At 73.1% G+C, this 12,182-nt stretch carries 9 protein-coding genes; 4 read left to right on the plus strand and 5 right to left on the minus strand.

Annotated elements, in window-relative coordinates; genetic code table 11:
• Positions 1 to 93 precede the first annotated feature (93 nt).
• Positions 94 to 1,089 (minus strand): TAXI family TRAP transporter solute-binding subunit, encoded by a 996-nt coding sequence (locus JJI54_RS04225; RefSeq protein ID WP_226381364.1) that lies wholly within the window; start codon positions 1,087 to 1,089, stop codon positions 94 to 96.
• Between the two features lie 163 nt (positions 1,090 to 1,252).
• Here JJI54_RS04225 and JJI54_RS04230 point away from each other — a divergent pair, with 163 nt between their 5' ends.
• Positions 1,253 to 1,951: a CBS domain-containing protein gene (locus tag JJI54_RS04230; protein WP_318987443.1), complete on the plus strand. Its 699-nt coding sequence runs from the start codon at positions 1,253 to 1,255 to the stop codon at positions 1,949 to 1,951.
• Between the two features lie 309 nt (positions 1,952 to 2,260).
• On the opposite strand, the gene JJI54_RS04235 is transcribed toward JJI54_RS04230, so the two are convergent.
• The 3 genes from JJI54_RS04235 to JJI54_RS04245 all read right to left on the minus strand — a co-directional run bounded on the left by JJI54_RS04235 (position 2,261) and on the right by JJI54_RS04245 (position 4,669).
• Positions 2,261 to 2,836 (minus strand): hypothetical protein, encoded by a 576-nt coding sequence (locus JJI54_RS04235; RefSeq protein WP_203071223.1) that lies wholly within the window; start codon positions 2,834 to 2,836, stop codon positions 2,261 to 2,263.
• Positions 2,837 to 3,032: 196 nt separating this feature from the next.
• Positions 3,033 to 3,452: an OmpA family protein gene (locus tag JJI54_RS04240; protein WP_203071225.1), complete on the minus strand. Its 420-nt coding sequence runs from the start codon at positions 3,450 to 3,452 to the stop codon at positions 3,033 to 3,035.
• The gene (locus tag JJI54_RS04245; protein ID WP_203071227.1) at positions 3,452 to 4,669 is read right to left on the minus strand and encodes a cupin domain-containing protein; all 1,218 of its coding nucleotides are present in this window, start codon (positions 4,667 to 4,669) and stop codon (positions 3,452 to 3,454) included. The genes JJI54_RS04240 and JJI54_RS04245 overlap by 1 nt, the downstream gene beginning before the upstream one ends.
• Positions 4,670 to 4,802: 133 nt before the next feature.
• Here JJI54_RS04245 and JJI54_RS04250 point away from each other — a divergent pair, with 133 nt between their 5' ends.
• The 3 genes from JJI54_RS04250 (at position 4,803) to JJI54_RS04260 (ending at position 11,301) form a co-directional block, all read left to right on the plus strand.
• Positions 4,803 to 9,464 (plus strand): NAD-glutamate dehydrogenase, encoded by a 4,662-nt coding sequence (locus JJI54_RS04250; RefSeq protein ID WP_203071229.1) that lies wholly within the window; start codon positions 4,803 to 4,805, stop codon positions 9,462 to 9,464.
• Between the two features lie 74 nt (positions 9,465 to 9,538).
• Positions 9,539 to 10,036, plus strand: coding sequence for a mismatch-specific DNA-glycosylase (locus tag JJI54_RS04255; protein WP_203071231.1), 498 nt, complete (start codon positions 9,539 to 9,541; stop codon positions 10,034 to 10,036).
• Positions 10,033 to 11,301 (plus strand): MFS transporter, encoded by a 1,269-nt coding sequence (locus JJI54_RS04260; RefSeq protein ID WP_203071233.1) that lies wholly within the window; start codon positions 10,033 to 10,035, stop codon positions 11,299 to 11,301. The genes JJI54_RS04255 and JJI54_RS04260 overlap by 4 nt, the downstream gene beginning before the upstream one ends.
• Here the strand turns inward: JJI54_RS04260 and JJI54_RS04265 are convergent.
• Positions 11,291 to 12,181, minus strand: a complete 891-nt coding sequence (locus tag JJI54_RS04265; protein ID WP_203071235.1) for a LysR family transcriptional regulator — start codon at positions 12,179 to 12,181, stop codon at positions 11,291 to 11,293. The genes JJI54_RS04260 and JJI54_RS04265 overlap by 11 nt on opposite strands.
• Between the last annotated feature and the right edge of the window lies 1 nt (position 12,182).

The raw sequence follows: 12,182 nt of genomic DNA on the forward strand, positions 1-12,182 counted from the left end.
CTCCTCCACGCCGCCCATCGAAAGGGTTTCCAAAGGGCCGCTGCCCTTTGGCAGGGGGTGCAGGGGGACGGCGTCCCCCTGCAAGCCGCCCCCTCACGCCAGCGTCGCGCCGGCGGAGCGCCAGAAGGCTTCTGCCGCGGGGTGCCAGGGGATGCCGGCGGCGGCGGTCTTCTGGGCGGCGAGCGTGAAGTTGCGGGCTTCCGCGTGGACGCGGGCCCAGTCTTCCCGGTTTTCCCAGGTGACGCGCAGGATGTTGGTGACCATCTCGGCCGGCATGTCGTCCCGCACCGCCAGGATGTTGGCGACGGAGAGTTGCTGGTTGTCCGTGCGCTGGCCGGGGTAGGTGCCGGCGGGGATGACTTCGGGGAAGTAGACGGGGCCGTTTTCCTGCACGATGCGGGCGTGCAGGTCGGCGTGGTCGATCAGGTGGATCTGCGTGCCGGGCGTGGCGGCGAGGTCCGTGATGGCGGAGGTCGGCACGCCGGAGACGAAGAAGTAGGCGTCGAGCTTGCCGTCGCGGATGGCGTTGGTGGATTCCGCGGGGCTCAGGCGTTCGCGGGCGCGGAAGTCCCTTTCGCGGTCGAGGCCGGCGGCGGCGATGACGCGGAAGGCGAAGAGTTCGGTGGCGGAGCCGGGGGCGCCGGTGGAGACGCGCTTGCCGCGGAGGTCGGCGATGGAGCGGATGCCGGTGGCGGCGGTGGTCACCACCTGCATGCGGTTGGTGTAGAGCACGGCGATGGCGCGGGCGGGCACGGCGCGGCCGCGGAAGGGCCCGGCGCCGCGCAGCCCGTCCACGGCGGCGTCCACCTGGCCGAAGAGCATGCCGACGCGCCCCGCGCCCAGCAGCTGGAAGTTGGCGACGGAGCCGCCGGTGACTTCGACGGTGGCGGACATGCCCGGGATGCCGCGGGAGAGGTAGTTCGCGAGCGCGCCGCCGAGCGGGTAGTAGACGCCGCCGGTGGTGCCCGTCGCGATCGCCATCTGCGTGCCCTGGGCGCGGGCGATGGATGGTGCGGCGATGGCGGCGGCGCCGAGGGCGGCGAGGCTGCGGCGGCCGATCATGGCGGCGCCGATCTTGCTGGTCGTCATCTGGACCCTCCCGTTTGATTGTGTCCGAGGCATACAGGGGCTTCGCGCGGGGCGGAAGCCCGCCTGGCGGTGGGGGCGGCGCGATTGACCTGGGTCAAGGAAGTGGCGGCGGCTGGCGCGTAGCCTCCTGGTCATGGGAACCAACCCGTGGAGGGATTGAGCCGTGACCAGTCTTCGTGCGCGTGACCTGATGACCGCGGATGTCGTCACCGTGCCGCCGGCCACGCCCGTGATCGCCGTGGCGAGGCTGCTGGCGGAGCGCGGGATCTCGGCGGTGCCGGTGGTGAATGCCGATGGTGGCGTGGCCGGCATCGTGACGGAGGCCGACCTGATCCGCCGCCTGGCCGGGGAGGATGACAAGCCGGCGGGGTGGCTGGCCGCCATGTTCGCCAACCCCGCGCGGGATGCGGAGCGTTATGCCCGCACCCATGGGATGACGGCGGCGGATGTGATGACGGAGGCGGTGGTTTCCGTCGATCCGGACACGCTGGCGTCCGTCATCGCCCATCTGATGGAGGATCGCGGCATCCGTCGCGTGCTGGTGACGGAGGGGGGCCAGCTGAAGGGCCTGGTTTCCCGCGCCGACCTGTTGCGCGCGCTGGTGGCGCCGGCGCCGGAGGCGGGGGAGTTGTCCGATGACCGCATCCGCCGCGCGGTGCTGGCGGCGATGAAGCGGGAGCCCTGGGCGGACACCTTCTATGCGCTGGTCGATGTGAAGGATGGCGTCGTGGAGTTCCACGGCTTCAGCCGGAGCGCGGCGGTGCAGCGGGGCTTGCGCGTGCTGGCGGAGAATGTGCCGGGCGTGAAGGGCGTGGTGGACAACACCCAGCCCATGCCGACGTATTTGTTTGCCGCCGCCTGACGGCGGCCGGTGACATGCCGGAGAGGCATGTCACCGCTCAAACGCCGGGCGCCGGCTTGGCTTCGCGGCATAGGCCGCGGGCGCCGTTCGGCGCCTCGGCCCGCCTGAAGAGCGGCGGGCCGCTTGCCACCGCCTGACGGCGGCCGGTGACATGCCGGAGAGGCATGTCACCGCTCAAACGCCGGGCGCGCGCTTGGCTTCGCGGCATAAGCCGCGGGCGCCGTTCGGCGCCTCGGCCCGCCTCACGGCGATGGTGTAGCGCCTGCCCTCTCCCCCCGTCGGGGAGACAGGGACGCGTTGCGCGGGGTGTCAGTACCCCCGCCGCCCGCGGCCGGGGCCGTCGGAGGGGTCGCTGTCGGTCAGGCCGGTGCGGTAGCCGCCGCCGCCGCGATAGCCGCCGCGGCCATTGCCCGGGCCGTCCGACGGGTCGCTATCCGTGATGCCGGTGCGGCGGACGGGCGCGCCGCGATAGCCGCCGCGGCCATTGCCGGGGCCGTCGGAGGGGTCGCTATCCGTGATGCCGGTGGTGCGGCGGTAGCTGCCGCCGCGGCCGCCGCCCGGCGGGTCGTTCGGGTCGCTGTCGCTGACGCCGGTGCGGCGGGCATAGCCGCCGCGGCCGAAGCCGGGGCTGTCATTCGGGTCGCTATCCGTCACGCCGCTGCCGCGATGGCCGCCGCGGCCATTGCCCGGGGCGTCGGAGGGGTCGCTGTCGCTGATCCCCGTGCCGCGGCGCACCACCGGCTGCTGGTACACGGGCTGCTGCACATAGACGGGCTGTTGCGGCACGCAGGCCGCCACGGCGGGTGCCGCGCCCCCCAGGGCGGCCAGGCGCAGCACGAAAAGCCGGCGCCGCAGCGGGGGCTTTTCCTCGGGTTGGTCGGTCATGCGGCGCTTTCCTCGGTCCTGGCTATTGGGCCCCGATGGGCCTTTGGCTGGGGCGATCCACGCGGCGCGGACAGCCCGCCTCGGCCGGCCGTTTCGCCACAAAACATATCCTTGCGCATACTCGGCAAGTGTTACAGCCCGAGGGTAACAAATGACTTAAGTTTCAATATTTCGGCGCGCTTCGCGGGCGGGCGCCTCACGGCAGCGTGGGCAGCACCACGATGGTCACGGCACGCGCCTCGGGTTCCGCCTGCCTGCCGCTGAAGGCTGCGACGCGGGCCTCCGCCCGGATGCGGTCGCGCTCGATCCCCTGCTGGGACAGGGCCTGCGCCACGGCGCGGGCGCGCTGCGCGGCGATCTGCGTGCTGGTGCCGGCCCCGGCGCTGCGGTCGGCATGGCCGAAGACGCAGATGTTCCGCTCCCGCTCGCCCTCCGCCAGCTGCGCCGCCGCCGCGATGGCGCTGCGGCCGGCATCGCGCAGCGTGGTGCTGCCGCGGGTGAAGGGCACGGCGAAGACGTCATCCTCCAGCGCCTCCGCGCCGACGCAGGAGAAGCTGCGCGGCTGGGCCGCGGCGGGACCGGCGAGGAGGAGAAGCGCGAGGGCGAGTGGGCGCATCAGGCGGACCGCGCCAGCAGGCCGCCTGCTTCCAGCCGGGCCAGCAGGCCGGGGGCATCGAGGCCGGGGGCCTTGGCGGCCAGCTCGGCCTCCGTCACCTCGGGGCGGGAGAGCAGCCAGGTGGCGGCCTCGGCCTCCGCCGGCGTGACGGTCAGGCTGCCCTGCGCGGTCTTCAGCACCCAGTCGGCGCCGCGGCGGACGGGCTTGGCGCCGGGGGAGAGGATGCGGAAGCCGGGGGCATCGCCCGCTTCGGAGGCGGTGCTGGCGATCCCGCGCGCGGCGAGGATGTCGTAGCCGCCGCGGCTGAAGCGGTAATTGGCCACGAACTGGCCGAGCACCTGCAGCACCTTGGGATCCCTGCACAATTCCTGGAGGCGCTGGCCGAGCAGCCCCGCGCGCTGCGTCAACGCGAATTGCGCCGCCGCGCTGCCATCCTGGCGGGGCAGGGGCTTCCTGAATTCCGCGTCATAGAGCACGCGCTCCCCCAGCATGTTCATGAGGTCCATGCCCAGCGGCGCGTGGACGCCATAGGCGACATGGACGGAGGAAGGCGCCTCCGCCAGCGCGTCGTGGTACCAGCCGCGGGGGAGATACAGCAGGTCGCCGGTCTTCATGTGGACCGTGCCGCGCAGCTTGCCGCGGGCCTGGTCGTGGTGGGATTGCGGCTGGCCGCGGAAGGCGGGGTGCGGGATCGGGTAGTCCGCGCGGCCTTCCCAGATGTTCCAGGACTTCTCGCCCTCCACCTGCACGGCCCAGACATCATGCGTGTCGTAGTGCGTGTGGAAGGCCTTGTGGCTCTGCCAGCTGATGTAGACATTGGCCTGGGCCTTGCCGAGGCCGGCACCCTCCAGCGCGGCGGAGATGCCGGCCAGGCCCGGCGTCAGGCTGTCCACGTCGTTCATCACCACGCTGGCGCCCTTGGCGATCCAGGCCTGCACCAGCTTCGCGTCGGGCTGCAGGACGGATGCGTTGTCGCGGCTGGTGGCGCGGGTGCAGAACTGCTCCGCGGGCACCGTCTGGCTGTCCAGCACCAGCTTCAGGCTGGTGGAGGTCCAGATATGGGACATGTCCAGCAGCCGGTTGATCTGCCGCCAGGACAGGACCTGCGCGAATTTTCCCGCATTGCCGCGGATATGCAGCGGCGCCTTGTCGTAATGCTCCGCGAAGAACTTCTCGGGCGTGACGGGGGCGAGGAGCGCGGCGAGGTCGTCGATCATGGCCCCAGGCTACCGCACATCCACGTGATCCGTCATCCGGCCTCGGGGGTTGCGGCGGGTGGTGCGGCGACGCCACCTTCCAGGGACCGCGCTGCACCCGATCCGGTGACAGGCGCGGCAGGAGGAAGGCGCGATGAACGACGCGGCGCGGGAACAGGACGGCGTGCGGCCCCTGGTGCTGGCGGAGGCCAAGGCCGCGCTGGGCCGGCTGGCGCCCGGGCTGCCGCCCATGGCGGCCGACCTCCTCGCGCGGTTGCAGGAGGCGGTGCCGACCGCCGAACTCGCCGCCACGCCGCCGGAGGCGCTGGCGGAGGCGGCGGCGAGCCTCTTCGCCTTCGCGGAGCAGCGCCGGCCGCGCCAGACCAAGGTGCGGCTGCTGCCGCCGGGACCCGGCCGCAGCCTGGCGGTCGCGGAGATCGTCACCGACGACATGCCCTTCCTGGTGGACAGCGTGCTGGCGGCGCTGGCCGTGCAGGGGCGCGTGGTGCGGCAGCTGCTGCACCCCGTGCTGCGCGTGGCGCGGGATGCGAAGGGGGCGCTGGTCTCGCTGGCCGGCGAGACGCCGGAGAGCATGATGCGCATCACCCTCGGCCCCGGCGTCGCGCTGCCCTTCGCGGGGGTGGCCGGCGACTGGGAGGGCGTGGAGGCGGCGCTGGTGCGCGCCATGGGCGATGTCCGCCTCGCCGTCGATGATTTCTCCCCGATGCTCGCCAGGCTCGGCGATGCGGCGGCGGAACTGCCGGCCGGGGAAGACGAGGCGCGGGAATTCCTGCGCTGGATGGGGGAGGACAATTTCGTCCTGCTCGGCCATCGCCGCCTGGTGCTGACGGAGGCGGGGCTGTCGGTGGCGGCGGAGGAGGATCTCGGCCTGCTGCGTGACGCGACCGTGCCGGTCTTCGATGCGCTGCGCGACCTGGCTTCGCTGCCCGGCGCCGTGCGCGCGAACCTGGCGCGGCTGGAGGCGGTGACGGTCGCCAAGGCCAATATGCGCGCGACGGTGCATCGGCCGCAGCACGCCGATGTGGTGATGACGCGCATCACGGATGGGGCGGGGCGCGTGGTGGGGGTGCGGCTGTTCCTCGGGCTCTTCGCGGCCGGGGCGTATAACCGCAACCCGCGATCCATCCCGCTGCTGCGCGCCAAGGTGCTGCGCATCCTGGCGGCGGCCGGGCTCGATCCCGAAAGCCATGACGGGCGCGCGCTGCGCAACATCCTCGACACCTGGCCGCGGGACGAGCTGTTCCAGGCGCCGGAGGCGGCGATCCTGGCGGGCTGCCGCCGCGCGCTCGACCTGCAGATCCGGCCGCGCGCGGCGCTGGTGGTGCGGCGCGATCCCTTCGAGCGCTTCGCGAGCGTCATCGCCTGGCTGCCGCGCGATACCTTCGACACGCAGATGCGCGAACGCGTGGGAAGGCTGCTGGCGGAGAGCTTCGGCGGCCGGCTTTCCGCCTTCTACACGCTGCTCGGCGACGCGCCGCTGGCGCGCGTCCACTACGTGATCGGCACCACGCCGGGCGCCGTGCCGGCGGTGGAGGAGGCGGCGCTGGAAGCGGCGGTGGCGCAGGCCACGCGCGGCTTCCGCGACCGGCTGGAGGAGGCGCTGCTGCGCGAGGCCGGCGCGGAATATGGCGCGCAGATGCTGGCGCGGTGGCGGGATGCTTTCCCACCGGCCTATCGCCAGGCGGAGACGGTGGCGACCGCGATCGGCGATCTGTCGCTGGCCAATGAACTGACGCATGGCGGAAGGCCGCGCGGCCAGTTGACACGCCCGGCGGGCGGCGGGCCGCGCAGCGTGATGCTGCGGCTGGCAAGCCCGGATGGGCCGCTGGCGCTGGCCGACGCGCTGCCGCTGTTCGAAAGCCTCGACCTGCGCGCGATCGAGGAAGTGCCCTATCGCCTGGACCCCGTAGGCGGGCCAGTGGTGGTGCTGCACGCCTACCGGCTGGAGGCGCGGGCGGATGTTGAGGAGGCGCGGCTGCAGGACGTGGCGGGCGCGCTGCACGCGCTGCTGCGCGGCGATGTGGAGGCCGATGGCTTCAACCGCCTGGTGCTGCGCGCGGGGCTCGACTGGAAGGAATGCTGGCTGCTGCGGGCACTATATCGCTGGCTGAAGCAGGTGGGCTTCCCCTTCGCCCAGGACAGCGTGGAAGCGGCGCTGGCCGCGCATCCCGATGCCGCGCGCATCCTGGTCGATCTCTTCCACACGCGCTTCGCGCCGGATGTGGCGGAGCGCGACGAGAGCAAGTTCGACGATGCCTGGCGCACGCTGCTGGATGGCGTGGCCAACCCCGACGAGGACCGCATCCTGTCCCGGCTGCGCACCGTGCTGGACGCGATGCTGCGCACGAACTTCTTCCAGGCCAAAGACTACCTGGCCTTCAAGATCGACAGCGCGAAGGCGGGGGACATGCCGGCGCCGCGGCCCTGGCGGGAGATCTTCGTCCACTCGCCGCGGATGGAGGGCTGCCATCTGCGCGCGGGCCCCGTCGCCCGCGGCGGCATCCGCTGGTCGGACCGGCGGGAGGATTTCCGGACGGAGGTGCTGGGGCTGATGAAGGCGCAGCGGCTCAAGAACGTCGTCATCGTGCCGACGGGGGCCAAGGGCGGCTTCATCCTGAAGCATCCGCCGCCCGCTTCCGACCGCGACGCCTTCATGGCGGAAGGCATCGCCGGCTACCGCACGCTGGTGCGCGGCATGCTGGATTTGACGGACAACTACGCCGCCGATGGCAGTGTGGTGACGCCGGATGCGGTGGTGCCGCGCGACGGCGCCGATCCCTACATCGTCGCCGCGGCGGACAAGGGCACCGCCACCTTCAGCGACATCGCGAACGGGCTTTCCGCCGACTACAACTTCTGGCTCGGCGATGCCTTCGCGAGTGGCGGCAGCGCGGGCTATGACCACAAGGGCATGGGCATCACCGCGCGCGGTGCCTGGGTGATGATCGACCGGCATTTCCAGGAGTTGCGCGGCGCGGGGGTGCAGGAGGCGGAATTCACCTGTGCCGGTGTCGGTGACATGTCGGGCGACGTCTTCGGCAACGGGCTGCTGGTGTCGGCGAAGACGAAGCTCGTCGCGGCCTTCGACCACCGGCACATCTTCATCGACCCCGATCCCGATCCGGCGGTCTCCTTCGCCGAACGGCAGCGGCTGTTTGCCCTGCCGCGCTCCTCCTGGGCGGATTACGAGGCGCGGCTGCTGTCGAAGGGGGGCGCGATCCTGCCGCGCAATGCCAAGACGCTGCCGCTCTCGCCCGAAGCCCGCGCGCTGCTGGGCATCGAGGCGGAGCGGGCGGAGCCGGCAGCCATCATGCGCGCCATCCTGACGCTGCCGGTCGATCTGCTCTATTTCGGCGGCATCGGCACCTATGTGAAGGCGGGCACGGAGACGCAGGCGGAAGCCGGCGACCGCGCCAATGATTCCATCCGCATCGATGGGCGCGAGGTCCGCGCGAAGATCGTGGGGGAGGGCGCCAATCTCGGCGTGACCCAGGCCGGGCGCATCGAGGCATCGCGCGCCGGCGTGCGCATCAACACCGATGCGCTCGATAATTCCGCGGGGGTCAGCACCTCCGACCACGAGGTGAACATCAAGATCCTGCTGGCCGAGGCGGAGCGGGAGGGCGTGCTGACGCGCCGCCAGCGCGACGAGCTGCTGGCGGCGATGACGGAGGAGGTCGGGCAGCTCGTGCTGGCCGATAACCACGCGCAATCCATCGCGCTGAGCCTGGAGGCGATGACGGCGGCGGACGACCTTTCCGCCCATGCGGCGCTGATGGCGCGGCTGGAGGCGGCGGGCTTTCTCGATCGCGCCGTCTCCGTCCTGCCGGATGCGGCGGCGATCCGGGCGCGGGCGGCGGCCGGGGAGGGGCTGACGCGGCCCGAACTCGCGGCGCTGCTGCCGGCGGCGAAGCTCTGGCTGGCGGAGGCGATCGAGGGGAGCGGGCTGGCGGAGGAGGCGGCGCTGGCGCCGCTGCTGGTCGATTACTTCCCGACCGCGCTCAGGGAGCGCTTCGGCGCGCAGATCGCGCGGCACCGGCTGCGGCGGGAATTGCTGGCGACGGCGCTGTGCAACCAGGTGGTCAACCGGCTGGGCGTGGCCGCGCTGGGGCGGCTGGCGGGGGCCACGGGATCGGGCGCCGCGGTGGCGCGGGCGGCCTGGCTGGCGGGTGCGCTGTTCGGCGTGGAGCCGGCGGCCGCCGCGATCGATGCCGCGGCGGCACCGGCTGCCACGCGGCTCTCGGCCCTGCTGGCGCTGCGGCGGCTGGAGGAGGGGGCGGCGCGGGAGTTGATGTCGGGCGGGCAGCAGGCGCTGGACGCCGCGCTGGCCGCGCTGCGGCCTGGGGTCGCGGCGCTGGTGGCGGCGGAGGTGGCGGCGCCGGGGGCGGAGGCGGCGCTGCTGCGGGAGGCCGGGATTCCGGCGGAGCCCGCCGCGCTGGCGGGCGCCGCGCCGCGGCTGGCAGCCGCGCCGGCGGTGGTGCGGCTGGCGGCCGAGACGGGGGCCGATCCCGCGGCTGCTGCTGGCGCCTGGCGCGCGGTGGGGGAGGGTTTCGCGCTGGAGGCGCTGCGCGCGGCGGCGGAGGCTGCGCGCGCCACCGGGCCCTTCGCCGCGCGGGCGAAGGCGGAGGTGCTGGCGGACCTCGCCGGCGTGCAGGCGCGGCTTGCCCGGGCGAGGCTGGCCGGTGGCGCCGCCCCGGCCGATGCGGAAGCCGCGCGCCTGGCGCGGGAGGCGGCTTCGGTAGGCGATCTGGTCGCCATCGGCGTCGCCGCCCGCGCCCTGGCGGCAGTCGCCTGATGACGGTCCAGGCCCGTCTCGGGCCTGGCGGATGGGGTCTGGGGAAGGCAGCGCCTTCCCCAGCGACGCCCGACGTGCTGCCAGACGTTCTGGCCTGGGGCCTGCGCCTCGTCTTCTGCGGCACGGCGGCGGGCCCTGAATCCGCGCGCCTCGGCGCCTATTACGCCGGCCCGCGCAACGCCTTCTGGCCCACCCTGGCGGAGGCCGGCTTCACGCCCGGGCTGCTGCGCCCGGCGGAGTATGCGCGGCTGCGGGACCACCGAATCGGCTTGACGGACCTGTCCAAGACCGGGCGCGGTATGGACCGGGACCTGTCCCCGGGGGATTTCGACATCGATCGTTTCTGGGCTGCCATGGCGTACTGGTCGCCGCGCGCCATCGCCTTCACGAGCCAGGAGGCCGGCGCCCTGGCGCTCCGCCGCCGCAAGCGGGACATGGCCTTCGGGGCGCAGCCCGCGGCGCCGGGGCGGCCCGCGATCTTCGTGCTGCCGAGCCCCTCGGCTGCCAATGGCCATTGGGCGAGGATGCGTCACCACTGGCATGACTGCGCGCGCGCCACGGGGTTCGCGTGACGGGGCATCGCGGGGAGACCAGGCGCATCTGGGCCTGGGCCTTCTATGACTGGGCGAACAGCGCCTTCCCGACCGTCGTCTCCACCTTCGTGATCGCCGCCTATTTCGCGCAGGGCATCGCGCCCGATCCGGCGACGGGCCAGGCGGCCTGGGGCTGGATGCAGTCGGCGGCGGGGTTCGGCGTGGCGCTGCTCTCGCCGCTGCTGGGCGCGCTGGCGGATGCGGGGGGGCGGCGGCGGCTGATGCTGGGTTTCTTCACCCTGCTGCTGTCGGCCAGCACGGCGATGATCTGGTTCGCCAAGCCCGACCCGGCCTTCATGACCTATGCGCTGGTCTGCGTCGGGCTTGCCACCATCGCCTTCGAACTCGGCACGGTCTTCTACAATGCGATGCTGCCGAGTGTCGCGACGCCCGAGCGGATCGGGCGCGTCTCAGGCCTCGGCTGGGGGCTCGGCTATGCGGGGGGGCTGGTGTGTCTTGCCCTCTGCCTGGTGCTGCTGGTGCAGCCCAACCCCTCGCCCATCGGGCTCGATCGCGGCCAGGCGGAGCATGTGCGGGCGGCGGCGCTGCTGGTGGCGGCGTGGCTGCTGGTCTTCGGCTGGCCGGTGCTGGTGGCGGTGCCGGATGCGCCGGGCCCGAAGCCGGGATGGGGGGAGGCAGCGCGAAAGGGTCTGGGGGAGATCGTGGCGCTGGTCCGCACCCTGCCGCGCAACCCGTCGCTGGCGCGCTTCATCCTGGCGCGGCTGTTCTACACGGATGGCCTCAACACCCTCTTCGCCTTCGGGGCGATCTATGCCGCGGGCGTCTTCGGCATGGGGATCGACCGCATCCTGCTGTTCGGCATTGCCATGAACGTGACGGCGGGGCTCGGGGCGGCGGGCTTCGCGCTGGTGGAGGACCGGATCGGGTCGCGCCAGATGGTGCTGCTGGCGCTGGCGGCGATGCTGGTCTTCGGCACGGGGCTGCTGCTGGCGACGACGGAGCTGGGCTTCTGGGTGCTGGCGCTCTCGCTCGGCCTGTTCTTCGGCCCCGCCCAGGCGGCGAGCCGCACCTTCATGGCCCGGCTGGCGCCGCCGGAGGAGATGGCGGCGCATTTCGGGCTCTTCGCGCTGTCCGGCCGCATCACGGGCTTCCTCGGCCCGGCGGCGCTGGCGGCGGTGACGACGGCGACGGGCAGCCAGCGGCTGGGGATGGCGACGGTGCTGGTCTTCCTCGGCGTGGGCGCGGCCATCCTGCTGACGGTGCGCGACCCCGTCAGGCGGTAGCGAAATGCCAATCGGCCCGCGCGACGGCGAGGTCGATGAATGCGCGCACGGCGGCGGAGAGCAGGCGTGAGGCCGGGTGGACGGCGTGGATGGGCAGGGGCGGCGGTTCGTGTCCCGCCAGCACCACGCGCAGCCGGCCGGCGGCCACGGCGTCCTTCACCTGGTAGCCCAGCACCTGCGTCAGCCCCTGGCCCTGCTCCGCCGCCCAGATCGCGGCATCGGCGCTGTTGGTGGTGAGCCGCGGCTGCACCACCACGCGATGGTCGTCCGCGAAGCGCCATTCCGACGCCTCCGCCAGGCCGGTGAAGCCGATGGTGGCGTGGCGCGGCAGCTCGCCGGGATGGGCCGGCGTGCCGTGGCGGTCGAGATAGGCGGGGGCGGCGACGACGACGCGCCGCGTCTCGCCCAGCCGCTTCGCGACCAGCCCCGAATCCGGCAACTGGCCGATGCGGATGGCGAGGTCCACGCCCTCCTCCACCAGGTTGATGGTGCGGTCGTTCAGCAGCAGCCGGACGGAAACCTCCGCGTGCTGGCCGAGGAAGTCCGCGACCAGCGGCGCGACGTGCAGGCGGCCGAAGACGGCGGGGGCCGTCAGGGTGAGGCGCCCGGCGGGGCGCGCGCGCTCCGATTGCGCGGAATCCTCGGCCTCCCGCAGCTCCGCCAGGATGCGCCGCGCGCGTTCCAGGAAGCGGGCGCCGGCATCGGTCAGGGTGACGGAGCGCGTGGTGCGCGCCAGCAGCCGCACGCCGAGCCTGTCCTCCAGCGCCGCGACCTGGCGGGTGATGGCGGAGGGCGCCAGGCCGAGATGCCTAGCCGCGGGGGCGAAGCCGTGGCGGTCCACGATGGTGACGAAGGCGGTCAGCGCGTCGAAGCGGTCCATG

The organism is Falsiroseomonas ponticola (genome assembly GCF_016805305.1).
GTDB lineage: Bacteria > Pseudomonadota > Alphaproteobacteria > Acetobacterales > Acetobacteraceae > Falsiroseomonas > Falsiroseomonas ponticola.

What these genes read in the sequence shown, in the direction of transcription:
- JJI54_RS04225 (WP_226381364.1), bottom strand. Translation starts at nt 1,089, where the DNA reads ATGACGACCAGCAAGATCGGCGCCGCCATGATCGGCCGCCGCAGCCTC.
- JJI54_RS04235 (WP_203071223.1), bottom strand. Translation starts at nt 2,836, where the DNA reads ATGACCGACCAACCCGAGGAAAAGCCCCCGCTGCGGCGCCGGCTTTTC.
- JJI54_RS04240 (WP_203071225.1), bottom strand. Translation starts at nt 3,452, where the DNA reads ATGCGCCCACTCGCCCTCGCGCTTCTCCTCCTCGCCGGTCCCGCCGCG.
- JJI54_RS04245 (WP_203071227.1), bottom strand. Translation starts at nt 4,669, where the DNA reads ATGATCGACGACCTCGCCGCGCTCCTCGCCCCCGTCACGCCCGAGAAG.
- JJI54_RS04250 (WP_203071229.1), top strand. Translation starts at nt 4,803, where the DNA reads ATGAACGACGCGGCGCGGGAACAGGACGGCGTGCGGCCCCTGGTGCTG.
- JJI54_RS04265 (WP_203071235.1), bottom strand. Translation starts at nt 12,181, where the DNA reads ATGGACCGCTTCGACGCGCTGACCGCCTTCGTCACCATCGTGGACCGC.